At 62.1% G+C, this 24,152-nt stretch carries 20 protein-coding genes and 1 riboswitch; of the genes, 4 read left to right on the top strand and 16 right to left on the bottom strand.

What is annotated here, in order from left to right:
* Positions 1 to 3: 3 nt before the first annotated feature.
* From J2R99_RS14310 to J2R99_RS14275, 8 genes are all read right to left on the bottom strand, one after another.
* Positions 4 to 1,011 carry an ABC transporter substrate-binding protein gene (locus J2R99_RS14310; RefSeq protein ID WP_307155087.1) on the bottom strand — a complete coding sequence of 336 codons (1,008 nt, stop codon included), beginning with the start codon at positions 1,009 to 1,011 and terminating at the stop codon, positions 4 to 6.
* Positions 1,012 to 1,141: 130 nt separating this feature from the next.
* Positions 1,142 to 1,374, bottom strand: a riboswitch (cobalamin riboswitch).
* Between the two features lie 164 nt (positions 1,375 to 1,538).
* The gene (locus J2R99_RS14305; RefSeq protein WP_307155086.1) at positions 1,539 to 3,056 is read right to left on the bottom strand and encodes a class I adenylate-forming enzyme family protein; all 1,518 of its coding nucleotides are present in this window, start codon (positions 3,054 to 3,056) and stop codon (positions 1,539 to 1,541) included.
* 252 nt (positions 3,057 to 3,308) lie between these two features.
* The gene (locus J2R99_RS14300; RefSeq protein WP_307155725.1) at positions 3,309 to 4,733 is read right to left on the bottom strand and encodes a gamma-aminobutyraldehyde dehydrogenase; all 1,425 of its coding nucleotides are present in this window, start codon (positions 4,731 to 4,733) and stop codon (positions 3,309 to 3,311) included.
* 46 nt (positions 4,734 to 4,779) lie between these two features.
* On the bottom strand, positions 4,780 to 5,607 hold the full coding sequence (locus J2R99_RS14295) for an ABC transporter permease (protein ID WP_307155085.1): 828 nt from the start codon (positions 5,605 to 5,607) through the stop codon (positions 4,780 to 4,782).
* Entirely contained in the window at positions 5,597 to 6,577 is a 981-nt protein-coding gene (locus J2R99_RS14290) for an ABC transporter permease (protein ID WP_307155084.1), read from the bottom strand. Before J2R99_RS14290 ends, J2R99_RS14295 begins: the two co-directional genes overlap by 11 nt.
* Complete coding sequence (locus J2R99_RS14285) at positions 6,574 to 7,575, bottom strand: ABC transporter ATP-binding protein (protein WP_307155083.1); 1,002 nt, start codon at positions 7,573 to 7,575, stop codon at positions 6,574 to 6,576. Before J2R99_RS14285 ends, J2R99_RS14290 begins: the two co-directional genes overlap by 4 nt.
* An 83-nt stretch (positions 7,576 to 7,658) precedes the next feature.
* Positions 7,659 to 8,807 carry an ABC transporter substrate-binding protein gene (locus J2R99_RS14280; RefSeq protein WP_307155724.1) on the bottom strand — a complete coding sequence of 383 codons (1,149 nt, stop codon included), beginning with the start codon at positions 8,805 to 8,807 and terminating at the stop codon, positions 7,659 to 7,661.
* A 180-nt stretch (positions 8,808 to 8,987) separates the two neighbouring features.
* Entirely contained in the window at positions 8,988 to 9,914 is a 927-nt protein-coding gene (locus J2R99_RS14275; protein ID WP_307155082.1) for a LysR family transcriptional regulator, read from the bottom strand.
* Between the two features lie 238 nt (positions 9,915 to 10,152).
* Here J2R99_RS14275 and J2R99_RS14270 point away from each other — a divergent pair, with 238 nt between their 5' ends.
* The gene (locus J2R99_RS14270) at positions 10,153 to 11,460 is read left to right on the top strand and encodes a glycosyl hydrolase family 28-related protein (protein WP_307155081.1); all 1,308 of its coding nucleotides are present in this window, start codon (positions 10,153 to 10,155) and stop codon (positions 11,458 to 11,460) included.
* A gap of 24 nt (positions 11,461 to 11,484) precedes the next feature.
* Here the strand turns inward: J2R99_RS14270 and J2R99_RS14265 are convergent, their stop codons facing one another.
* The 8 genes from J2R99_RS14265 to J2R99_RS14230 all read right to left on the bottom strand — a co-directional run bounded on the left by J2R99_RS14265 (position 11,485) and on the right by J2R99_RS14230 (position 18,249).
* Positions 11,485 to 12,555, bottom strand: coding sequence for a LacI family DNA-binding transcriptional regulator (locus J2R99_RS14265; protein ID WP_307155080.1), 1,071 nt, complete (start codon positions 12,553 to 12,555; stop codon positions 11,485 to 11,487).
* Positions 12,556 to 12,585: 30 nt separating this feature from the next.
* Positions 12,586 to 13,593, bottom strand: coding sequence for a succinylglutamate desuccinylase/aspartoacylase family protein (locus J2R99_RS14260; protein WP_307155079.1), 1,008 nt, complete (start codon positions 13,591 to 13,593; stop codon positions 12,586 to 12,588).
* 61 nt (positions 13,594 to 13,654) lie between these two features.
* Positions 13,655 to 14,002: a RidA family protein gene (locus J2R99_RS14255; RefSeq protein WP_234628209.1), complete on the bottom strand. Its 348-nt coding sequence runs from the start codon at positions 14,000 to 14,002 to the stop codon at positions 13,655 to 13,657.
* Between the two features lie 27 nt (positions 14,003 to 14,029).
* On the bottom strand, positions 14,030 to 14,815 hold the full coding sequence (locus J2R99_RS14250; protein WP_128294230.1) for a transporter substrate-binding domain-containing protein: 786 nt from the start codon (positions 14,813 to 14,815) through the stop codon (positions 14,030 to 14,032).
* A gap of 12 nt (positions 14,816 to 14,827) precedes the next feature.
* Positions 14,828 to 15,559 (bottom strand): amino acid ABC transporter ATP-binding protein, encoded by a 732-nt coding sequence (locus J2R99_RS14245; RefSeq protein WP_307155078.1) that lies wholly within the window; start codon positions 15,557 to 15,559, stop codon positions 14,828 to 14,830.
* On the bottom strand, positions 15,546 to 16,196 hold the full coding sequence (locus J2R99_RS14240; RefSeq protein ID WP_307155077.1) for an amino acid ABC transporter permease: 651 nt from the start codon (positions 16,194 to 16,196) through the stop codon (positions 15,546 to 15,548). Before J2R99_RS14240 ends, J2R99_RS14245 begins: the two co-directional genes overlap by 14 nt.
* 22 nt (positions 16,197 to 16,218) lie before the next feature.
* Entirely contained in the window at positions 16,219 to 16,887 is a 669-nt protein-coding gene (locus J2R99_RS14235; RefSeq protein WP_307155076.1) for an amino acid ABC transporter permease, read from the bottom strand.
* Positions 16,888 to 16,893: 6 nt separating this feature from the next.
* The gene (locus J2R99_RS14230; protein WP_307155075.1) at positions 16,894 to 18,249 is read right to left on the bottom strand and encodes an alanine racemase; all 1,356 of its coding nucleotides are present in this window, start codon (positions 18,247 to 18,249) and stop codon (positions 16,894 to 16,896) included.
* A gap of 127 nt (positions 18,250 to 18,376) precedes the next feature.
* On the opposite strand from J2R99_RS14230, the gene J2R99_RS14225 reads away from it, so the two are divergent.
* The 3 genes from J2R99_RS14225 to cas3 all read left to right on the top strand — a co-directional run bounded on the left by J2R99_RS14225 (position 18,377) and on the right by cas3 (position 24,116).
* Positions 18,377 to 19,411, top strand: coding sequence for a succinylglutamate desuccinylase/aspartoacylase family protein (locus tag J2R99_RS14225; RefSeq protein ID WP_307155074.1), 1,035 nt, complete (start codon positions 18,377 to 18,379; stop codon positions 19,409 to 19,411).
* Positions 19,408 to 20,343: a threonine ammonia-lyase gene (locus tag J2R99_RS14220; RefSeq protein WP_307155073.1), complete on the top strand. Its 936-nt coding sequence runs from the start codon at positions 19,408 to 19,410 to the stop codon at positions 20,341 to 20,343. The genes J2R99_RS14225 and J2R99_RS14220 overlap by 4 nt, the downstream gene beginning before the upstream one ends.
* A gap of 1,523 nt (positions 20,344 to 21,866) precedes the next feature.
* Positions 21,867 to 24,116: a CRISPR-associated helicase Cas3' gene (cas3, locus tag J2R99_RS14215; RefSeq protein WP_307155072.1), complete on the top strand. Its 2,250-nt coding sequence runs from the start codon at positions 21,867 to 21,869 to the stop codon at positions 24,114 to 24,116.
* Positions 24,117 to 24,152 lie beyond the last annotated feature (36 nt).

The raw sequence follows: 24,152 nt of genomic DNA, 5'->3' as shown, positions 1-24,152 counted from the left end.
CTGCTATTTCAGCTTGGGAAGTTCATCGGCAAGCACCTCGAGCGCTGAGATGTTGCGGATGGAGGGATCCATGGAATGGGCATCCATGATGACAATCCGCCCCGACTTGACGGCGTCCATCTCTTTGGCGACCGGATCCGTCTTCAGAAATTCCAGCTTCTTTTCGACATCGTCGGCAGGAAAGCGGCGGCGCGTCATCTCAGCGACGACGATGATGTCCGGATTGGCCTTGGCGATGGTTTCCCAGCCGACAATCGGCCATTCTTCGTCGCTTTCCACGACGTTGCGGACGCCGAGCTTCTCCATCATCCAGCCGGGAACGCCTTTGCGCCCGGCGACATAGGGATCGACGTCCATTTCGGCGGAGGAAAACCAGAAGACGGCCGATACGTCACCCGCATTGGCCTCTTTCGCCTTCTCCACCGCAGCTGCCTCGCGCCTCGAAAGATCGGCGACAAGCGCCTCGCCGGCCTCCTTCACGTCGTGGATCTCGGCAAGCTCACGGATCGCACGATAGAGGGCGTCGGTGCTGTACATCTCCAGCCGGGTCCCATCGACGCCGGTGGAATTGTCTTTCACGCAGTCGGTCTGAAGAATGTAAGTCGGGATGCCGACATCGTGGAATTGCTCGCGGGTTCCGACGATGCCCTGCGGCCCGATATGCCATTCGTAAGAGACCGAGACGAGGCCGGGCTTCTTGGCGACGACGCTTTCGAAGCTCGGATCGTTGTCTGCAAGCCTTTCAACCGAGCTGTTGAGCTCGGCAAATTCAGGCAGCACATCGCTGAACCAAACAGAGGTCCCGACGACCTTATCGCCAAGGCCGAGAGAATAGAGAATCTCAGTCGCAGACTGGCCGACCGTGACATCGCGTTCAGGCGCTGCCTCGAAGGTGATCGTTTGTCCGCAATTGTCGATGCTCAGCGGGTAGTTGGTTTCGTTCGCATGCGCGGCATCAATGAGCGAAAGACTGGCCAGTGCTGCGAGGCCGATCGCGACGTTTCGGTGCATTGTGTCTGCTATCCTGGTTCCGAGAGAGAACCGCGGGGGCAGGCGGAATGGATTGCCCGAAAAGAGACTCGCGCATTGTCGTCGACGACAGGAATGTCATCTCGATCCTTCCCCCGACATCCCCGCCGGGTCTGGTTGCATGATGATGGCAGGTCTCTTGACTTGCGGGTCTCTGCTTCCCCGAGCCTTCCCAGGCGCCAGACGGTGTCCGTCATACGCCCAGTGGCATCGTTCGGGGTCGCTCTCCGCTCACAATTGCGGGGGCAGTCACGGATTTGGCGCCTACTGGCTACACCGCACCGTATTCCCTTTTCATCCAGCGAAGTCTTCGTTTCGCTGGAAACCATCGACAGCGATAAAGGCTGGATGGTGTCGAAGTGTCAAGCCGGATGCGCGCCACATTCCGTCCCGGTTGCGCAGGCACAAACAAGTCGGCGCGCCACGCCCGCGATCTTTCAGACACGCATACGTCGGACTTCGGTCATGTGGAGCCAAACGCACCGCGTTCGCGGCCCCGTCCGATTCGCTTATGCTTGGCTGAGCAGCCGGCGAAGCTCGATTTTGAGCACCTTGCCGTAATTGTTCTTCGGAAGCTCATCCAGAAAGACATAGTCCTTCGGGCGCTTGAAGCGGGCGATCTCCTCGCGGCAGAGCGCATCGAGTTCTTCGACATTCGGCGTGTTCTCCGGCGCGACGACGAAGGCGACGACGTCCTCACCCCATTCGGGGCTCGGCCGGCCGACGACAGACACCTCCTGAACGGCGGGATGGCGCAAGAGGACCTCCTCCACCTCGCGCGGATAGATGTTGGTGCCGCCCGAGATGATGACGTCCTTGGAGCGATCCATCAGCGTCAGGAAGCCATCCTCGTCCATGGCGCCGATATCACCGGTCCAGAGCCAGCCGTGGCGCAGAGATTCGGCACTCGCCTTCTCGTTTCGCCAATAGCCGGCCATGACGCTCGGACCGCGCACCAGAATCTCACCGCTCTCGCCCGGGGCGAGCGTATGACCATCGCCGTCCGCCACCCGCACATCGACGCATGACTGCGCCGTGCCGACGGAGCCGAGCCTTTCGCGCCAGCGCGGATGGCTTCTATCTGCGACGAGCTCACGAGAGAGCGCCGTGATCGTCATCGGGCTTTCGCCCTGACCGTAGATCTGAACGAAGCGCGGTCCGAAGAGGGAAACGGCTTCCTCGATATCCGCCACATACATCGGGCCACCACCGTAGACGATGGTGCGAATTCCCTCCCCGTCGTAGCCGGTCGCTTTCGCATGCTTCACAAGGCGGCGGACCATGGTCGGCGCAGCGAAGAACGACAGACTGCCGAGAGAACCGGCGAGCGACACGATTTCAGCTACGTCGAATCCGCCCGATTTTGGAACGACATGGCGGGAACCTCGAAGAACATGCATGAAGTTGTAGAGCCCCGCCCCATGCGACATCGGCGCGGCATAGAGCGCGGCATTCTCGGTGTGCACCTCGTCGACATCGACAAAATAGGCAAAGCTCATCGCCTGTAGATTGGCGACCGAGAGCATGACGCCTTTCGGATTGCCGGTCGTGCCGGAGGTGTAGAAAAGCCAGGCGAGCGCATCCGACGACATCGCATGTGGCGCGGCAAGCGGTTCGGCGGCAAGAAGCTCCTGGTACGCCTCGCCCGGCGCCGTGATCAGACGCACGCCCTCATCGAGTCGCTGCGCCAGCACCTCGTCTCCCTCAGAAATGAAAACGAGACCCGCTCCCGAATCTTTGACGATGTAGGCCGCCTCGCGCGGATGGAGCTTGTGGTTGATCGGCACGGCGACCGCGCCGGCCCACCAGATCCCATACATGATCTCCAGATACTCGGTCGAATTGGCCATGAAGATCGCGACCCGGTCTCCGGGCGAAACGCCGTGCACCTCTTTGAGCGCACGCCCGAGCCGTGCGGCCCGCACGGCAAATTCTTCGTAGGTTGCGACGAGGTCATCGCCACGCATAAGCGCCGGTGCCTCGGGCATCCTTCGCGCCATGCGAAGAAGCCAGTCCGCGAGATTCATGGATCAGACCTCCAGGGGCTCGACGATCGAAACGTAACGTACGACGGTGCCGCCGCCCATATCGAAGCAGAGGTCTAGATCCGGACCAGCAAGCTGTATGTCGCCGGTCTCTCCCGTGAGCTGGCGCGACGATGACGTGCATGGAAACGCCGGCCACCTCATTGGGCAGCGCGTTGCGCGGAGGTAAATTTGTCCCGGCGTGAGGACGGGCGCCGCTTCAAGCGACACCGGCCCTGTACTTATCGGAGATACCTACCACTTCGCCATGACGTGGCGGACGACCGTGTAATCTTCGAGCGCATAAAGGCTCATATCCTTGCCGTAGCCGGAGCTCTTCATGCCGCCATGGGGCATTTCATTACACAGCATGAAATGCGTGTTGATCCAGGTGCAGCCATATTGAAGCTGCGCAGCCGCCGCCATGGCGCGGCCGACATCCTTCGTCCAGACGGAGGATGCCAGACCGTATTCGCTGTCGTTGGCCCAGGCGACCGCCTCATCGACCTCCGAGAAACGCGTCACGGAAACGACCGGACCAAAGACCTCGCGCTGCACGATCTCGTCCGTCTGCAAGGCGCCGGCGATCACCGTCGGCCTGTAGAAGAACCCCGGCCCTTCGGCTGCGCTGCCGCCGGTGACCGCCTCCATATGCCCGTGCGACAATGCTCTTTCGACGAAACTCGCCACACGCGAACGCTGCCTTTCGGAAATCAGCGGGCCGATTTCGACGCCCTCATCTTCCGGAGCGCCGAATTTGAGGGTCGAAACCGCATCGGCGAGATCGGCCACGAGCCGGTCATGGATCTTCGCACCGGCGTAGACGCGGCATGCCGCCGTGCAATCCTGGCCGGCGTTGAAATAGCCGAAGGTTCGTATGCCTTCGATCACTGCTTCGAGATCGGCATCGTCGAAGACGATGACCGGCGCCTTGCCGCCGAGCTCCAGATGTGTGCGCTTCATGGCCCGGCTTGCCGCCTGCAGCACCTTCTGGCCGGTTGCCACATCGCCCGTCAAAGACACCATCCGCACCCGCGGATGTTCGACGAGCGGCGCACCCACCGTCTCTCCCCGTCCGGTGACAATGTTGAGGACACCTTTCGGGAAGAGGTCGGCGACGAGCTCGGCAAGGAACAACGTCGTCAGAGGCGTCTGCTCCGATGGCTTCAAAACAGCGGTGTTACCGGCCGCGAGCGCCGGGGCGAGCTTCCAGGCCGCCATCATCAGAGGATAGTTCCAGGGCGCGATTGAGCCCACGACGCCGACAGGGTCGCGGCGGATCATGCTGGTGTAGCCCGGCAGGTATTCGCCGGCTGCCATGCCCGGCAGGCAGCGTGCCGCACCGGCAAAAAAGCGGAAGCAATCGACGATCGCCGGCACTTCGTCAGCAAGCGCCGAGGCATAGGGCTTGCCGCAATTGAGGCTTTCAAGGCTCGCGATCGCCTCTGCCTCCTTCTCGATCCGGTTCGCCAATTCCAAAAGGAGAGCCGAACGCTCGGCCGGCGTCGTACGCGACCAGGCCGGGAAGGCTTCTTCGGCCGCGGCGACCGCAGCATCGACCTGTTCGGCGGAAGCTTCCGGGATGACACAGATCGCCTCGCCGGTGGCTGGGTTGAGGATCGTCTCATCGGCGCCCGCGCCGGCAACGAACTCACCCCCAATGAGGAGCTTCGCAGGCAGTCTCGACGGTAACTTCATGGTCTCACTCCTCCCTTGGAATGCAAACTCACTTGCCTCCCCCTTCCGCAAAGGCGCTTGAGCGCGTCGCCCAATACGCGGTCAGGATCGGAATGAAAGTGACGGCAATGACGAAAACGGCGACGACATTGGTGACGGGGCGCTGACGCGGCCGCACGAGCTCCGACAGCATCCAGATCGGCAGGGTCGTTTGTTGGCCGGCGGTGAAGGTGGTGACGATGACCTCGTCGAAGGACAGCGCGAAGGCGAGCATGCCACCAGCAAGAAGCGCCGTCGCGAGGTTCGGCAGAACGACATAGCGGAACGTCTGAAAACCGTTGGCACCAAGGTCCATCGACACTTCGATGAGGCTGCCTGAGGTGCGCCGCAGGCGGGCGACGGCGTTGTTGTAGACAACGACGACGCAGAAGGTCGCGTGGCCGACAACGATCGTCCAGAACGAGAAGGGTATGTCGGCGAGACCGAAAGCGGAGCGCAAGGCGATACCGGTGACGACACCCGGCAGAGCAATCGGCAAAATGACGAGAAGGCTCACCGCCTCGCGGCCGAAGAAACGGGCCCGACTGACCGCGGCTGCCGCGAGCGTCCCCAGAATGAGCGCCATCGCCGTCGCGGTCAGCGCGACCTGGACGGACAGCGTCAGCGCATCCCACACATCCTGCCGTTCCCAGGCGACGGCAAACCATTTGAGCGTCAGGCCCGGCGGCGGAAAGACATAGGATTTGTCCTCCGTCGTGAAGGCGTAGAGGATGATAAAGGCCATCGGCACATGCAGGAACAGGACGCAGAAGACAGTCCCGAGCTTCAACAGGAGGCTTGCCCGCGGCCTTGCGCTGGCACGATGTCTAGAGCGCATTGAAAGCCCCCAGACGTTTGGCGATCATCAGATAGGCCGCCATGATGACGATCGGCACGGTGGAGAAAGCCGCCGCCAGAGGCAGGTTGCCGGCCGTTCCCTGATGCAGATAGACCGCCTGGCCGATGAAAAGCCGCGACGAGCCGACGACGCCCGGGATGATGTAATCGCCAAGCGTCAGCGAGAAGGTGAAGATCGAGCCTGCAACGACGCCCGGGAAGGCGAGCGGCAGAACCACCTTGCGAAAGGTCATCCCGGGGTGCGCCCCGAGATCGGCCGAGGCATCCGTCACCGTGCGCGGCACACGTTCGAGCGCCGCCTCGATCGGCAGGATCATGAACGGCAGCCAGATGTAGAGAAACACCAGGAACATGCCGATATAGCTGACGGAGAGGCTCGGACCGCCGATGACCGGCAGCGCCAGGAGAGCGTCAAGAAGCCAGCTCAGGCCGGTATGGGCCGCGATCCAGCTGATGATGCCTTCCTTGGCGAGGATCAGCTTCCAGGCATAGAGGCGGACGAGATAGCTCGACCACAGCGGCAGCATCACCGCGAGATAGAGAAGCCCCTTGATGCGGGGGCCGGCATAGCGCGCCATGTAATGCGCCAGCGGAAAGCCGATGATCGCCGCGCCAATCGTCACGCAGGCGGCCATCGTCACCGTGCGCATGATGATGTCGAGATTGGCGAGGGTGAAGAGCTGCTTCCAGGTCGCCAGGGTCAGCTCGTATTTCACCATCCCGGTGAACGGGTCGACGGCGAAGAAAGAGTTCAGCAGAAGAGCAAACAGCGAGCCGACATAGACGATACCGAGCCAGAGAAGCGGCGGCAGCAGGAGAAGCAGAAGAAAGACGCCCGGGCGGCCGTAGAACCAGCGTGAGATGCGACGGCCGATCCCAGGAGCGGACCCGCCGGCATCACCGGACGGTGGCGTCAGCGTCTCAGCCGGAGAGACGGACGGGCCGGTCATTTCAGCGCCTGCGTCGTGCCCTCCGCCCAGGCGAGGCGGACTGGCGTGCCGACAGCAAAGGCGTTGTCTCCGGTGAGAACATTGGGCGAGGTGACGAGAAGCGCGGCCTCCTCCACACCTTCGACGGCGATGCGGTAGCGCGTAGCGGCTCCGATGAAGTTGACCTCTCGAATGGTGGCGGGAACGCCCTCCCCGTCGCGCGACAGAACGATCTTTTCCGGACGGATCGAAACTGGCTCAGAACTGCCGAAAAGCCGCTCGGCGAGACGCCCTTCGACGATGTTGGACGCACCGACAAACGAGGCGACGAAGCGGGTCAGCGGTCGGTCATAGACCTCCTGCGGAGTTCCGATCTGCTCCACGCGGCCCTTGTTGAAGACGGCGAGACGATCCGACATCGACAGCGCCTCCGTCTGGTCGTGCGTGACGAAGACGAAGGTGATGCCGACCTCGCGCTGCAGCTCCTTCAATTCCACCTGCATCTCTTCGCGCAGTTTCTGGTCAAGCGCACCGAGAGGCTCATCGAGAAGCAGAACACGCGGACGGTTGATGAGGGCGCGGGCGAGCGCCACACGCTGGCGCTGGCCGCCTGAAAGTTCGATCGGACGGCGGTGCCCGTAGCCTCCGAGGCGGACGAGTTCGAGCATCTCTTCCGCCTGTTTGCGCCGCACTTTCTTGCCGACGCCACGCACCATCAGCCCATAGGCGACGTTGTCGGAGACGCTCATATGCGGGAACAGGGCATAGTCCTGAAACACCGTGTTGACGTCGCGCTCGAACGGCGGCAACCGGGTGTCGTCCTTCCCATGAATGTAAACGTGACCCGACGTCGGATATTGAAAGCCGGCGACCATCCTGAGGCAGGTCGTCTTGCCGGAGCCGGACGGCCCCAGAAGAGTGAAGAACTCTCCCTCGGCAATGTCGAAGGTCACGTCGTCGACGGCTATCACGGAGCCGAACATGCAGGTCACGTGATCGAAGCGCACCTCGGCTTGCATCTTCTATCCCTGGCGCGAAATGACGGAGGACGACTGGCGCGCCGCCTCAATGGGCGGAGCGGCGCGCCGGCGATGCGGGTCGTTCAACGGCCGCCGAGAACGGCAATGTAATCGGAGACCCAACGATAATAGGGAACGCAGCTCTCCTGGCTGTCGCATTCGGCCCTGGGAGTCCGCCAGAAATGGATCTCGTCGAACTTGCCGAAACCGTTCGTCTCGCAGCCTTCGTCGCCGAGGAGCTCGTTGCCCTCACAGGCCGCGGGAACGGAAGGGTTGGCGCCGAACCAGGCGGAGACGTCCCCCTGCACCTTCTTATCGATGGAATGCTCCATCCACTTATAGGCGCAGGTCGGATGCGCGGCCTCCGAATGCATCATCGTCGTATCGGCCCAGCCGGTCGCCCCCTCTTTCGGGATGACACTCTCGATCGGCTGGTTCTCCGACTTCAAGAGGTTGACCTGGAACGGCCAGGAACTGGACGCGGCCACGCCTTCATTGGTGAAATCGTCGATTTGCACGAAGGCGTCGTGCCAGTAGCGGTTCACCAGCTTGCGCTGCTCGCGCAGAAGCTCGAGCGCCGCCTTGTACTGGTCCTCGTTGAGCTCGTACGGGTCCTTGATGCCGAGGTCGGGCTTGGCGCTCATCAGATAGAGCGCGGCATCGGCGATATAGATCGGCCCGTCGAATGCCTGGACGCGCCCCTTGTTGGTTTTGCCGTCCGGCAGGTCCTGCTCATCGAAGACGACATTCCAGGAATCGGGCGGTGAATCCTTGAAGACATCCGTGTTGTAGGCGAGCACGTTCGGACCCCATTGATAGGGCACCCCGTAATGCTTGCCGTCGACGGTGTGCCAGGGTGCGTCCTTCAGCCGATCGTCGAGGCTGTCCCAGGAGGGAATGAGTGCGGTGTTGATCTCCTGGACGCGCCCACCGGCGATCAGGCGAAGCGAGGCATCGCCCGAGGCGGTGACGAGGTCGAAGCCGCCCTCGTTCATCAGCGCCACCATTTCATCGGAGGTGCCGGCAGTCTTCAGGTTGACCTTGCAGCCCGTCTCCTTCTCGAAGGCGGTCACCCAGTCATAGGCGGCATCGCTTTCGCCACGCTCAATGTAGCCCGGCCAGGCGACGATATCGACCTCGCCCTCTGCCTCACCGAGCTTTTGAAGTGGTTCGGCAAGGGCCGGACCTGCGGCCAGAACAAGTGCGGTGGTTGCTGCCACCACCCGGCGGATTCTCTTCTCGCGCATGACGTTGCTCTCCCCTCTTTGAGCCGCGCCGCAATCGGCGAGAGGAAGCTAATCGGAAATCTTTCGCGGTGAGAAATATGAAAAACTAAGCGCGCCTATGAAAAAAATCGAACGGCCTGTCGATATGCGCATCGCGCTTATTTTTCAGGCAGTGCGACCGAGGTCTTATCGGCCCGGCCGCGACTGGCGGGCGCGCAGCTTCGCCTGCTCACGGGCAAGCTCGATGAAGGCCCGCGCCGGCTCCGGGAGAAGGCTTCCCTTCCGCCAGGTGAGGCCGATATCGATCGTCGGAAAAACCTCTTTCAAGGGGCGAACCTCGACGCGATCGCCCTCGAGCGACCACGGGCGGTAGGTCATGTCGGGGAGAACTGCGAGGCCGATGCCGGTTCCGACGAGCGAGCGGATCGCCTCCACCGAACTCGTTCGCAGGACGGTCCGCGGCTTGATGCCGGCCTCGCGCCAATGCCGCTGCGTGATCGCGTGCATGTCGTCGGTGGTGAGCTGCACCAGCGGCTGGTCCGCGAGATCGCTGAGCGACGGCTCGTCGAGCGCCAACAGCCGATGATTGGCCGGCAGCCAGACAAGATAGGGCGACCGCAGCAAGGTGTCGCTGGCAAGAGCGTCCCGATTTGCAAGCGCCGAGGAGATGAGAAGGCCGACATCGATTTCGCCGCCGATCAAGAGATGCTCGAGGAAGCGCTGCTGGTCTTCCACGACCTTGACGTCGACCTCCGGATAAACGCGCTGATAGCGCGCCAGAAGGTCGGCGAGATAATAGCCTGCGACGAGCGCCGTCACGCCGATCGTCAAGGTTCCGCCGCCGGTTGGCTCGCGAACCTTGAGCGCGCGCCCGGCATCGGCCACGACCGCCATGATGCGCTCCGAGTGGCGCAGGAATTGGTGACCCTCCTGGGTCAGCACCATGCCCCGCGGGGTGCGCAGGAAGAGCGCCGCCCCCACTTCCTGCTCCAGCTGCTTCAATGCGACGGTGATGGCCGATTGTGAGATATGCAGATCGCGCGCCGCAAGCGACACCGACTGGCTGCTGGCGACGGCTATGAAATAGCGCACCTGCTTCAGCGTGATGTTCATGCGAGTTTGCCATGCTCGAAGGCGGGGATAGAAGACTAGCGCAATTCGCGAAACGAAAGCGAGGCGCGGCAAAAGCGAGATGGGCGCCGCCGCCATTCCTGAAGACCGTGACGTCTTCCGCCGATTTGCGGCCGCTGACAGCAAAGCCGGTCAGCTCCTAGAAAACTCGGGGAACGCTCACCTCGGAGATGACGCCCTCCCCCGATCGGGATGGCGAGCTCGCCATGGACGGATCAAAATGCGCAACATCCGCAGATATCTCGGTACAATTCTCCTTGTTTGCACAGGCTTTATGTCCGCCGCGAGAGCCGCCGACGTCATTCCTTTCGACACGTCCTCACCCGCACAGATCGGAACGGGAGCGCCGACCAGCCGGGCACAGGCAGCAAACGCCGGTCAGTTTGTGACCCTGACGGACTTCGGCGCATCAACCGGCGGCACCCAGGCGCAGAACACGTCCGCGGCGCAGAATGCCATCGAGGCCCTCTCGTCAAAGGGCGGCGGCACACTTTACATACCACCGGGCACCTATCCGGTCTGCGGCCTGATCCTCACATCGAAAATCCACATAACGGGCGCTGGCCGAAACGTCACAATATTGGACGGCAGCTCGTGCCATTCGGCCGACGCCATCGTTTACGGCCCGTCGAATGCTTATTCACTCTTCAAAACAAAGGCTTCAGCCGGGATCTTTGATTGGGCGTTGAAAGACATCACGATCAAAGGAAACCTGTCGCACAGCCATGTCGATTGCCTCGGCACCTACGGATATCGATTTACAGTTGATCAAGTCGAATTGACTGAGTGCGGGCGCAATGGCTGGCACACAGAAGGAGGTAATGCCACGCGCGGCCCGATGGAATCGTACGTGAACAACCTTCTCGTAGATACCGTGAACGCTACCGGCATATTCAATAACGGCCCGCACGATTCCAACTTCGACAATGTCATCATCGTCGATGCCGGACAGGGCGCCCACGACACCTATGCCGGAATGTATCTCGGCAGACATACCAACGTCCGCGCCAAGGGATTTCACGCTTGGCATACGTCGACGGCAACAAACAGGGTCCGCAACGCGCTGCATGTCGAAGGATGGGGGTCGACGTTCACCTCATCCAATTTCGAAGGAAGTTTCGGACCACCCGTCCTGGTGGGCACGGGCGCATCCATAAACCAGTTTGCTTGTGACAATGCCTATTACAACAGATTTTCACCCGGCCCTCTCATTCTTATCAGAGGCCCGTCGAACTACATATGCGGATCCGCGATGAACAACGATCCGGGAACGTTGCCGAGCAGCGTCGGCATTCAGCTCGGTGACCATACGCGTGGAGAGAATGTCAGCAATAACATGATTTCTCTCCAGCAGGAGAGCAACAATGGCGGCTCCATCGACTTCTCGAATGACGCCGGCGGCAATATGATCAGAATCGTGGGTTACCAATCGTCAGGCCCGAAATATCTGGGAAGACCACACCCGTCGGACGACATCGACCTCATCGTCACCGGCGTCGAAGGATCGAACCTCCACCAACATCCCTGACGCAGCTTCACGCGCCCCTGCGCCTCACGTCGACCCGCGCTCGATCAGACGCAGCGGGATATTCCGGATCGCATGTCCTGCCTGCGTTTCCTCCGGCTGCGTTTCCTGCAGCCGGTCGAGAAGCATCTGCCCGGCCACCGCGCCGAGCTTCCGCGTATCCGCGGCGATGGTCGTCAGGCCGGGCATGATTTCTTCCGCCAACGTCGAATCGCCGAAACCGGCAATGGCGATGTCACCAGGGACGTCCAGACCTCTCCCGCGGGCCTCGAGCAGGGCGCCGATCGCGAGGAGATCGCTGGCGCAGAAGACGGCATCGACGTCGGAGCCTTCGCCGATCAGATCCTGCATGGCCTGACGCCCTTCGGGAATGCCGGAAACCGTGTCGCGGCTGATGCGTCGACAAAGCTTAAGGCCGAGCTGCTCACAGCTTTTCGTGAAGCTGTTGAGACGGAGCATGCCACGCCCGCCGCTCCGGCCAATGAAGGCGACCTTACGATAGCCTTTGGCGGCGAAGTGCTCCGCCACCATGCGCGCACCATCGGCGTTGGAGAACCCGACCAGCATATCGATCGGATCGCGTGCCAACGCCCAACTCTCGACGATGGGAATGCCCATGTTGCGGAGGAAGGTGCGGTTTGATTCCAGCTCCATCACGCCGGTGATGAAGACGGCAGCCGGGCGGATCGCTGTGAGCGAACGGATCAACGTCGTCTCTCGTCCGTAAGAGTAGGAGGTGCGGCCGAGCGCGACCTGAAAACCGGCCGCCTCCAAGACGTCGGACAGGCCTTCGATGGCGAGGCTGAATTGCTCGCTCAGGATATTGGAGACAAAGGCGGCGACGATGTCGGACCGGCCACTCTTCAGCGCCTTGGCGTGGGGATTGGAGGAATATCCGGTCTCCTCCACCGCCTTCATGATGCGTTCGCGGCGCACTGCAGACACCATCTGCGGCCGACGCAGAGCACGCGACACCGTAATCGGAGAGACCTGGGCGAGGCGCGCCACCTCCTCGATGCGGACCGGCCCGTGTTCGGCCTGGCTGTCTGCCTCGGGGGAAGCGATCCTCAAGACATCGTCGAATGTCGCGTCGCTCATCGCTTCCTGTTCCGGCCCGTCAGCATGCACCTAGCCTTCGATTTCGGCAGCCGCCTGCACAAGGCAATCGCCAGCCTGGCAATCGGCGTGCAAGCGTCGCGAGATGACGATCCCGCCACGGCGGAACCGCAGGATTTCCGGGGCGCGATCAAGGCGCTCCAGGTCGTGATAATAGCCAGCGACATCGCGGGCTTCGACGGATTGCCCGAGGATGACGACCGGCTCGAACCAGCCGCGGCGCGTGGCGTAAATCGCCTGTTCATGGCTTTCCAGTGCCAGCACGGTCGTCGCCGACGGCGCCCTAGCCTCGCTGATCAGCGGGGTTTCGGTGATGCCAAGCCGCAGAAGCAGATTGTCGATCGCGCGCTTGGTGTTCTGCATGGTCTTTGGCGTGACGGTGGCGCCACCACCAAATTCGCCGCTGACACCGATCGCGCCGGCGCGGGCGACAGCACCCATTGAGGTCGGGGAATCGTAGCCATTTTGCGCGACAAAAGCGTAGTCTTGGCCGAGATGCTCCAAGAGATCGCGCGCCTTTGCCATCATTTCCGGCGTCGGCTGCCGTTCGATCAGCGCCGTGGTCAGATGCTCCATCGACGTGCCGCCGGAATGGATGTCGAAAACCACGTCATGCTGAGGAAACAGCTGGTGTTCAAGATAGTACGCCAGACGCTCCGTTGGCGTGCCGGTCGGGTTGCCGGGGAAAGCACGGTTCAGATTGCCGTTGTCGAGGGGAGATCGGCGGCGCCCGGCCATGACGGCGAGAACGTTGCTCATCGGCAGGACGGTGACGGTGCCGTGGATGCGTTCGGGGTCGAGCGTATGCAGGAGATGGCCGAGTGCGAAGACACCTTCATACTCGTCACCATGGTTTCCGGCCATCAATAGGAGCCGCGGGCCGTCGCCATTTTTGAAGCGGTAGATTGGAATCTTGACCTGAAAATAAGGCGAGCGGTCGATGGAATAAGGAATGCTGAGATAGGTCGAGGAGCGACCGTCGGCATCGAGGTCGAGATCCGTCAGAATACCGGTGTGCACGTGAGTTTTTCCGAATGTTATCGGACGGGACCGCAACTGGCCCCGCCCTGTTCTCAAGGGCTCAGAGAGCCGCGACCGCCGTCATCTCCACACGCAGATCGGGATCTGCCAGGCGGGCCTCGACACAGGCGCGCGCAGGCGGATTGGCAGGGTCGATCCATTTGTCGTAAACGCTGTTCATCGCGTCGAAATCGATGATGTGCGGCAGGAACACATTGACCGCCACGATCTTCGACTTGTCTGATCCAGCGCCCTCGACGAGGGCCAGGATTTTTGCAAGGACTTCCTCCGTCTGTTGCTCGATGGAAGCCTTGCGGTTGTCGGCCACCTGGCCGGCGACATGGACGAAGCCGTTGGCCGCAACGGCCTGGCTCATGCGCGGACCGCTTTCGTAACGCGTGATGGTCATGTCTTTCCGTCTACTCTCTTTTTTCGATCAGATGTGAGGCAGGTTATCCTGCTTCACGTTGAACCACTTCTCCTGCAGCTCCGGCAGCTTGCCGTTCATGCGATTGGAGAAAAGGAAGGTGTCCAGCCAGCGCAGCAAGTCCGGCTCGCCATGACGGATGCCGATATGCGCCGGCGACTGGCGGATGAGGAACTTGAGGTCCATCTCTACGTCCGGATTGTTCTTGGCCGCTTCGGCGACGATGGCGCTGTTTTCGGCAAACGAGCTTGCCTGACCGGCCATATAGGCGGAGAGCACCGAGGGAACGTCTTCGAAGCGGATGAGATTGGCGTCCGGCGCATTATCGCTCAGCCACAGATCGAGCGTCGTGCCCTTGGCAACGGCGATGCTCTGGCCGGCGAGCTGGTCGGGCGTTTCGGCCTTTTCCATATCGGCCGGGCCGTAGACACCAAGCTGGACGGCGGCATAGGGCTGCGAGAAGGCAACCTGCTGGGCGCGTTCCGGCGTGGCACCGAGCGCCGCCACGAGAACGTCGACCTTGTCGGCGAGCAGGCTCGGAATGCGGTTGGGGCCGGTCACCTGAACGAGCTTTAGGTCAACGCCGAGATCGTCCGCCAGGAGATTGGCAACATCGACGTCGAGCCCGGCGGGGTCGCCGTTTTCGTCCTTGAAGCCCCAGGGGGCGACATCGAGCAGCACGCCAACGCGGATTTCGCCAGCGGACAGGATGTCCTGAAGCTTGTCGGCCTTGGCGGGGATGGTTGAAGCAATCGCGATGCCGACGGCGATCGCAAACGCTTTAAGCTTGAACATGGCTGTCTTCCTCTAGTGACGGTGTGAGCCTATGAAGCTCTGGAGCTCCGGCGTCTTGGGATTTGCGAACAATTCCGCGGGTGGTCCTTCTTCCCAGACCTTGCCCTGATGCATGAAGACGAGCTTGGTCGCCACGTTGCGGGCAAAGCCCATTTCGTGGGTGACCAGGATCATCGTCATGCCCCTCCTGGCCATGTCCTCCATGACCTTGAGAACTTCCCCGACGAGTTCGGGATCGAGCGCCGACGTGACCTCATCGAAGAGCATGAGATTGGGCGACATGGCGAGACAGCGCGCAATCGCCACGCGCTGCTGCTGGCCGCCCGAAAGCTGTTCGGGGTAGGCGTCGATCTTCTCCGCTAGCCCGACTTGCGTGAGCACCTTCTCGGCAAGCGCGCGCGCCCCCGCCTTGTCGACCCTTTTCGTGCGGACCGGCGCCAGCGTGATATTGCGCTCTACCGTCAGATGCGGAAACAGATTGAAGGCCTGGAAAACGATGCCAACCTTCTGGCGCAGTTCGCGGAGGCCATTCATCTTCGGAAAGACGCTCTGCCCCTCGACCTGGATCTCGCCGGCCTGAATGGCTTCGAGCGCGTTAATGCAACGCAAGAGGGTGCTCTTGCCCGAGCCACTGCGCCCGATGATCGTGACGATCTCGCCTTCCTCGATATTGAGCGAGACGTCCTTCAGTACCTCCAGATCTCCGAAGGATTTGCGGACGTTCTTGATTTCAACCAGTGCCATTGAGACGCGCCTCGAGTGAACGGGACCAGGTGGTGAGCGGGAAGCAGATCGCGAAATAGACCGCCGCGACGATGGAGTAGACGAGGATCTGCTGGAACGTCGCCGCAGCGGCGATCTGGCCGGCCCGCGTCAGCTCCACGAAGCCGACGACCGCCGCAAGCGATGTGCCCTTGATGAGCTGGACGAGGAAGCCGACCGTCGCCGGCAGCGAGATCTTCAGAGCCTGCGGCGCGATGATGAAGCGGAACTGCTCGTAGCGGCTGAGCCCGAGCGAGGCGCCCGCCTCCCATTGGGTGAATTTGACCGCCTGGATGCCGCCCCGCCAGATTTCGCCCAGGAAGACGCCGGAATAGATGGAGAAGGCGACCGTCACCGCCGCCAGCGACGGCACTTCGACGCCCAGGAACACCGGCATGCCGAAGTAAAAGAACATCAGGAGCGCCAGCAGCGGCACACCCTGCACAACCTGCAGGATGAGCGCGGCAAACAGCCGGAGCGGCAGGAACGGGCTCGTGCGCAGAAGCGCCAGAACGAGACCGAGCAGACCTCCGAAAAAGAAGGAGAGCACGACCAGCACCAGCGTCCACTGGAAGCCGTACAAAAAGGCAATGAGGTCGACAGTCGAAAGGCTGCGCATCTTGGGCGTATCTCCGGAAGGCCTAGCGGCGCACGGGCCAGCGGAACGCAAACGCTCCGATGGCGGCGAACATGACCCGGCTTGCGACGACGACGACGACGTAGATTGCGGAAATCAGCGCATAGACCTCAAAAGAACGGAAGGTGCGCGATTCCACGAAGGTCGCCGTGTGGAAGAGCTCCGTCGCCGCGATCTGCGAGGCAACCGACGTGCCGAGAAGCAGCAGCACGAGCTGGCTGGTGAGCGAGGGATAGATGTTGCGCAGCGCCGGCGGAAGAATGACGAAGCGGAACACCTCAAAGGACGTCAGGCCGAGGCATTCGCCCGCCTCAATCTGGCTCTTCGGGATCGAATTGAGGCCCGAGCGGATGATCTCGATGGCGTAAGCGCCGAAGTAGATGCTGAGCGCGACGCAGGCGGCCGGGAACGGCGACAGGCGCACGCCAATGCTCGGAAAGATGAAGAAGATGATGAAGAGCTGGATCAGCGGCGGCGTATTGCGGATGATCTCGATGTAGCTCTTCAGGAGGATGCGAAGCGGCTTCGGCCCGCGGGTGAGGAGGAGTGCACCCACGACACCAATGATAAGCCCGAAAAAGGCGGAAATGCCAGTCATCTGCAATGTTGCCAGCAGGCCGTCGATGAACTCCTCGCGATATCGCAAGACCTGCTGAAAATTGAGATTCTGCATGAAACCTCAGCCGAAGAAGGTTTGATGGACCGACGTGACGCGATGCGCGTCATTGATCACGAAGAAGGCACGCCAGCGATCGAAGCAGGTGCAGGGATGCGAAATGCCGAATTCGACGATGTCGCCCACCGACAGCGAAACCTCTTCGTCGATACGCAGAAAACCGTGCTGATCGTTGAGCTTCTCGATCGCCGCGACGCCTCGAAGGTTCTCGCCCTTCTCCCCTCCCCGCCATGCGGCAAGCGCGATCGGGAAACCCTGATCGAAAGACACATCGCGCATGCCGAGGCCGCAGATCGCGAGACTGGGCTCAGGCCGCGAAAGCACTTCGGCCCATAGCCGCATCGCCGGCTTGAAAATGTCGGACGCCGCCACGATTTCGCCGTCGCGCACAAAGCCGCGACGGGTATCCATCCGCTTAAAAGCGCGGGCGTAGACGCCGTGATCGTGAAAGAAGATCGCGCCGCTCCGCAGCATCAGATCCGCATTGCCGTCGGCGTCGGCGACCGCCTTCAGTTTCTCGACGACGAGGTCGAAGAACTGCGAGCCACCGGCCGAGAGGATGAGGCGACGTTTCGGTTCGGCCTTGCGCACGCTGGCAAACACATCGGCCGCCAGACGGTTCAGCGCCGCGATAGCCTTCTGCGTCACGGCTTCGTCCTCGCTCGCAACAGCACCTTCATAGGCGGCCACACCGGCAAGCGCGATCTGCGGTGTATCGCAAGCGATATCGATGAGGCATTGAGCTACCTCCGCCGTCCGGCAGCCGGCACGCGCGAGCCCCACCTCGATCATCACAGGCTGCGACCGTCCGGCCGCCTCGCCTGCGCGCGCGGCCGCTGCCAATGCGGTTGGGGAATCGACAAAAAGCACGATCTCCGCCTCCGGATAGCGTGCAAGCAGGCGCCCAAGACGTTCGCCGTTCACCTCACCGCCGATCTGGTTGGCGAGAAGCAGACGCGTCACGCCCGCCTTGAGAAGCACGCTCGCCTGCTGGAGATTGGCGGCGGAAAGCCCCCATGCGCCATGGGCGACGAGATCGCGTGCGAGCGCCGGCGACATTGGCGTCTTGGCATGCGGGGCAAGAAGTGCGCCCGCCTCCCGGACATAGGCGAAAATTGCGTCCCGGTTCGAGCGATAGGCACTTTCCTGCACCGTGAGCACGGGACAGGCAAGGTCGCCCGCCGTCGGGGACCAGGCACGCGCGGCAATCTCCGCACCCGGGAAGGGATCCGTCCCCGCCGGAATGCCGCGAAGCGTGTCGTCGACAATAAAATCATGCGCCATCTCGGCGGCCAGAGATCCGTCGCAACTGCCAACGCTCGTGCCGCCAGACGCAGCTGCCGATGCATCCATAACCATGAAATCCCGCTCGCCCCCTGCTGACGCTTCGTGCCCCAAATGACGAGTCTGACGTTGTGGACACGGAGTAATGACAACGTTATCATTTTTGTTATGGATGACAACCCCTCGGCTGCAGGCAGTGCAATTGACCGATTTCAATGAGAAAAGACCCCGCAAGAGCACGGCTTTTGCGACGATCGATTTCGAGCGTGAAGGCCGCCAGACCGGCCATATTCACATTCCGCATTCGCCGCATGACGACGCCTGGGGGGCGGTACGAATCCCCATCGCGGTCATCAAGAACGGCAATGGCCCAACGGTGCTCCTCACCGGCGGCAATCACGGTGACGAGCACGAGGGACCGATCGTGCTTGGCGAGCTCTTCCGCGAGTTGAAGCCGGAGGACATTTCGGGCCGCGTCATCATCGTCCCGGCGCTCAACCTGCCGGCCGTACAGGCTGCGCATCGCACCTCGCCCGTCGATGGGCTCAACCTCAACCGCACCTATCCGGGCGATCCGGCCGGCACCATCTCGCAGCAGATTTCGGCCTTTGTCTGCGACCGCCTCTATCCGATCGCCGATGCCTTCATCGATCTGCATTCCGGCGGTTCTTCGCTCGACATTCTGCCGAGCGCCATCGTCGAGCCCACAAAGGATCCCGAGCATCTGAAGCGCAACATCGAGGCCGTGCTCGCCTTCGACGCGCCGCTAACGGTCGTCATCAGCAATCTCGGCGAGGAGCGCACCTCGACCGCGGCCGCCGTCCATGCGGGACTGACCACGGTCGGCACGGAGATGGCCGGCGCGGGCACCGTCTCGCTCGAAGCGCTGTCGATTGCCAGACGCGGCGTGCACAATGTGCTACACCATCTCGGCGTCATCGCCGGAGAGCCAAACAAAGCGCAGGAAGAACGGAACGTCCTGGAGATACCTGGCGAGCGCGGTTACGTCTTCGCGCCGGAGGCCGGTGTCTTCGAGCCCTTCCATGCCAATGGAACCTGGGTGAAAAAGAACCAGGCGGCGGGACGCATTCATTTCGTCGACAATCCGACACGCACCCCGCTCGATCTTGCCTACGGCCAGGACGGCATTCTCTATGGACGGCGGCATCCTGGGCGGGTCAATCCCGGCAATTGCTGTCTTGTCGTCGCCGCCCCCTACCAGAAGGATCTCATATGATCGATCTCGACGACGTTCGCGCCGCAGCCCGACGGATCGACGGCTATGTCCGGCGCACGCCGCTTCTGCCTGCCACGCAGTTCCGCAATCCCGTCTGCGCGGGCAGCCTCCATCTGAAGCTCGAATGTCTTCAGCCTTCCGGCTCGTTCAAAGCGCGCGGGGCCGCCAACAAGCTCCTCGCCTCCGATCCGAAGGATGTCGAGCGCGGCCTGGTGGCGGCTTCGGGCGGCAATCACGGCCTCGCCGTTGCCCGCAGCGCGAGCCTCAAGAACGTCCCGGCCACCATCTTCCTGCCGGAAAACGTTCAGGCCGAGAAAGTCGACAAGATGCGCCGCTGGGGCGCCGAGACGGTGATTGGCGGCGCCAATTTCGACGAGGCCAATGCCGGCGCACACGCCTATGTCGAGAAGACCGGCGCGCTTTACTTCCACTCCTTCGCCGACCCCCTGATCGTTGCCGGCCAGGGAACCGTCGGCCTGGAGATTTTCGACGACCTTCCGGATGTCGAGACGGTGGTCATTGCCGTCGGCGGCGGCGGGTTCATCACCGGGGCCGCCGTGGCGCTCAAGGCGCTGAAACCCTCGATCCGGATCATCGGAGTGGAGCCGGTCGGATCGCCGACGCTCCATGCCTCGCTCAAGGCCGGGCATGTCGTCACCCTGGATCAAGTCACCAGCAACGTGCCGACGATGGCATGCCAGCGGACCGACGAGCGGCTGTTTGCGCTGACGCGGCAAGTCGTCGACGAAGTCGTGTTGATCGAAGATGCCGCCATGGAAGCGGCGGCAAAGCAGCTCTGGTTCGAGTTCGGTCTCGCTGCGGATTCGAGCGGTGCGGCGGCGATGGCGGCGCTTGCGACCGGCTCCATTTCGACGCGAGACAACGAGATTGTCTGTGCGCCGGTCTGTGGCGCTGGCCTGCCGCCTCTCTGACCGGAGCGATTCGCCACCGGCGTGGCCACATGCTCTGGCCGAGCTGGTCTCCGAATCGCATCTGGCGGACACGCCTTACGCTTTGCGAAAAGCTCCTGGCTTGCCCTGCGGATGGAAAGATGAGGCCGTCGGGAACCGGCTGATGAGATCGGCGACGTAAACGCGCTCGAGCGCCGTTTCACGGATGCGCCGCGGCACTCCTTCTGTATCGCTTGCGGCAGTGCGGCACTGCGCTTGGCCCTTGAGCTTGAGGGCTGACGGACGGAGATTTGCGCGAAGGTTCCAATGTAGGCTGCTTCAACGCCAACTGCGTAGAACATGTAGAACATAAAGGCCTTCCGCACGCCGTTGTCAGACGAAGTGACCGACCCAAAATATCTTGATTATCAGAGACTTAATGATCGGGGCAGCAGGATTCGAACCTGCGATGTGCCAACGGGCGTTCATCGGTTTCGAGGATCTCTCCGGTCTGGGCACCACGATGTCCACGCTGGCGTTCGGGGGTTTCTCTGGCGATACGGCACAGGAGTTCAACCTCCTCTTCCGTCAGCCAGTCCTCTCGCTGCCCCTCCTCGGGGGCAGATAAACCGTCACATGTTCAGTCAGGATCTGGTCTTTGACCGCCAGCCGGAGCGCTGCGCGGAGCATCTCCAACTCCCGTCGTGCGCCGACGGTGCTTGTCAGGCGGACGGGGTTGCCCATCGCCTCGGGCTTGCACGAGCGCCACGGCTTCCCGGCCCGCGAGCGGACATACTGCTGGCACGTGATCGAGGTGATGTCTTCGCATGTGCGCTCTCCCCACCATTTGAGGAAGCGCCGTGCCTACTGCCCAGTTCCGCCGGACGCGCGACGGCGTCATGCTTCGCTTCGAAGTAACGGGCGACAACCTCCGCTACGGTGACAAGATGTGCCGGGCGCCGGGACGAGCCGGGGACAAATTTCTCCGCGTCTCGCCCTTTGATGTACCCGGCGAGGATGATGTGAGCTCGATCACTCTCCTCAGCGCGGCATCCAGCACGGATTTGTCGGCCACTGTCGAGGATGACCCAGGCGCTCTCGTGTGTGAGGGCACCGTTCTTGTCGTCTCGCTCCGGCCGGAGCCAGAGCCTGGCGCTTTTCTTCTTTCGTGGCACCCCGCCCACTCTCCGAGGCTGCCGCGCTTTCCCACCTGGGGCAAACAGGTCGCCGATGCGCCGACGGAAAAACGCAAGACAGAGATCGTCAGGGAGTCAAGACGAGAGCTGTTTTCGCCGATGAACGTGTCTCCACTGGGACGGCCTCCACATGGCGCTCTCCAACCAGGCGGGCGAAGGCACACTTTGCGCTTCTGGCAACAAGCGCCTGCATGCGACTCTATTCTTTTCCACACGTCACGTGAATCGCGATAACATTTGAGAATTCTCTTGATATTCGATTTCAGGTTGGATTTTTTAGATTAGCTTGAATAAGCAATGTGCCCGAGATCTCCGGGGCGCATGACCATAACTTACTTCTGCTTCGCAAACCCGTGATAGTAACGGACGATGATATTCTACGCCCATTCCACCCAGACAACCGATTGCAGCGACTGGGAGCCTCTCTGCGATCACCTCAGCGCCGTGGAGCGGCGAGCACGCGAATTCGCCGCGCCCTTGAAGATCGCAGAGGCTGCCGCTTTCAGCGCCGCAGCGCATGACGTGGGGAAATTCTCGCCGATCTTTCAGGCGCGGCTGCAAGGCTCGGGCGAACAGGTCGATCATTCTACGGCCGGCGCCAAGGCCATTCTCGATCTCTTTGCGCATGCGCCGAACCACTGGATCGCGTGGCTCATGGCGCAGGCGATCGCCGGCCACCATGCCGGCCTGCCGGACCGGGCCAGCCATCAGCCCGGCTCCCTGGAGGAGCGGCTGGACGGTTTTGCCATGGAAGCTTTGGCGCCGGGCTGGGCCGACCTCCTCCCCGACACGCCGTCCGAACTCATGCCGCCCTTCGACTGGAGGGCCCCCGACTGGCCTCGCCGCGCCTTTCGCTTCGCCATGCTCGGGCGCATGCTCTTCTCCTGCCTCGTCGACGCCGATTTCAAGGAGACCGAGCTCTTCTACCAAAAAACCGGAGACGTCGCGAAGGACCGCGACTGGCCGAGCCTTGCGGAATGCCTGCCCACCTTTTTGGCGGCCTTCGAGGAACGGATCGCCGCCTTCGGCGAGCCGCAGAGCGAGATCGGGCGATTGCGGGCCGAAATTCTTGCCACTGCGCGGGCACGCGCCGCGATGCCCCCCGGCCTCTTCACGCTCAACGTGCCGACCGGCGGCGGCAAGACGCTCGCTTCGCTCGGCTTTGCGCTCGATCATGCGAAACACCACGGTCATCGCCGGATCATCTTCGGCATACCTTTCACCTCAATCATCGACCAGACGGCCGCGATCTTCCGGGCGATCCTGGGCGACGATCTTGTGCTGGAGCATCATTCTGCCGTCGAGGATGAAGAGACCGGTCACGTCGGCGCAGCGGACAGCACCCGATCGATGAAGGCCAAGATGCGGTTCGCTATGGAAGACTGGGCCGCACCCATTATCGTCACAACGCATGTGCAGCTGTTCGAGAGCCTGTTCGCCGCCCGCACCTCGCGCTGCCGTAAGCTCCACAACATCGCCGGCAGCGTCGTTGTGCTCGACGAAGCACAAGTCTTACCGAAGAAGCTCTTGGCGCCGACAGTCTGGGCGATCGACGAGCTCTGCCGCAATTACGGCTGCTCGATCGTTCTGTGCACAGCGACCCAGCCTGCCTTCGATGCACGCAAGCTGAACGCGCTGAAGCCGAATCATCTCCTGGCGCTCGATCTCGACGGCCGCGAGCTCGCACCCGACCCGCCACGACTTCACAAAGCCTTTGAGCGCGGACGTCTCGTCTTCGCCGACGAGATGAGCGACGAGGCTCTCGTGGAAGCTCTCAAGGAGCATCCGCAGGCGCTCGTCATCGTCAACAGTCGCCGCCATGCCCTCGATCTCTATCGGGCGGCGCAGGCAGAAGAGGTGGACGGGCTCGTGCACCTGACGACCCGGCAATACGCGGCGCACCGGCGCCGCATCCTCACTAACGTGAAAAAGCGCCTCAAAGACGGACGCCCCTGCCGTCTGATCGCCACGTCACTGATCGAAGCGGGCGTCGATGTCGATTTTCCCGTCGCCTGGCGGGCCGAAGCGGGGCTTGATCAGATCGCCCAGGCCGCGGGGCGGGTGAACCGTGAGATGCGGCGACCAGTAGACGAAAGCGTCGTCACAGTTTTCAGGCCATCCGACCCGGACCATGCGCCGCCCGCCGAAATCAAAAGCCTCATCGGCAGCATGGAGCGGATGAAGGATCTCTTCGAGAACCATTTCGCGCCGGAGGCCATAGAGCGCTATTTTCACGAGGTCTACTGGCAGGCCGGCGAGGAACGCCTCGGCAAGCCGATCCTAGATCTTTCACAATGCTCGCAGAGCTACGGTCCGGACATTGCCTATCGCACCATCGCCGAACACTACAGGATGATCGAAGACGGCATGGCGCCGGTGATCGTCGCGGGCGAAAAACGCGCGCAACAGGCGATCGCAAAGCTCGGAGTTCCGACCATCCCCTCGGGCGCTATCGCCCGTGAGCTGCAGCCCTACATAGTTTCGGTCCCACCCCGGGCGCGGGCACTCCTCAAGAAAAACGGACATATCGCCTTTGCACATCCGGATTTACGGGGAGATCAGTTCGCGATCCTGAAGACGGACACGCTCTACGAGGAAGACGTTGGTCTGCTCTGGTAGAATGCGGAGTACTTGGCGCTCGAAAACACCATCGCT

The sequence above is a fragment of the Rhodopseudomonas julia genome, from assembly GCF_030813515.1.
Classification (GTDB): domain Bacteria; phylum Pseudomonadota; class Alphaproteobacteria; order Rhizobiales; family Afifellaceae; genus Afifella; species Afifella julia.
This window is presented reverse-complemented; position numbering and strand designations above follow the sequence as displayed.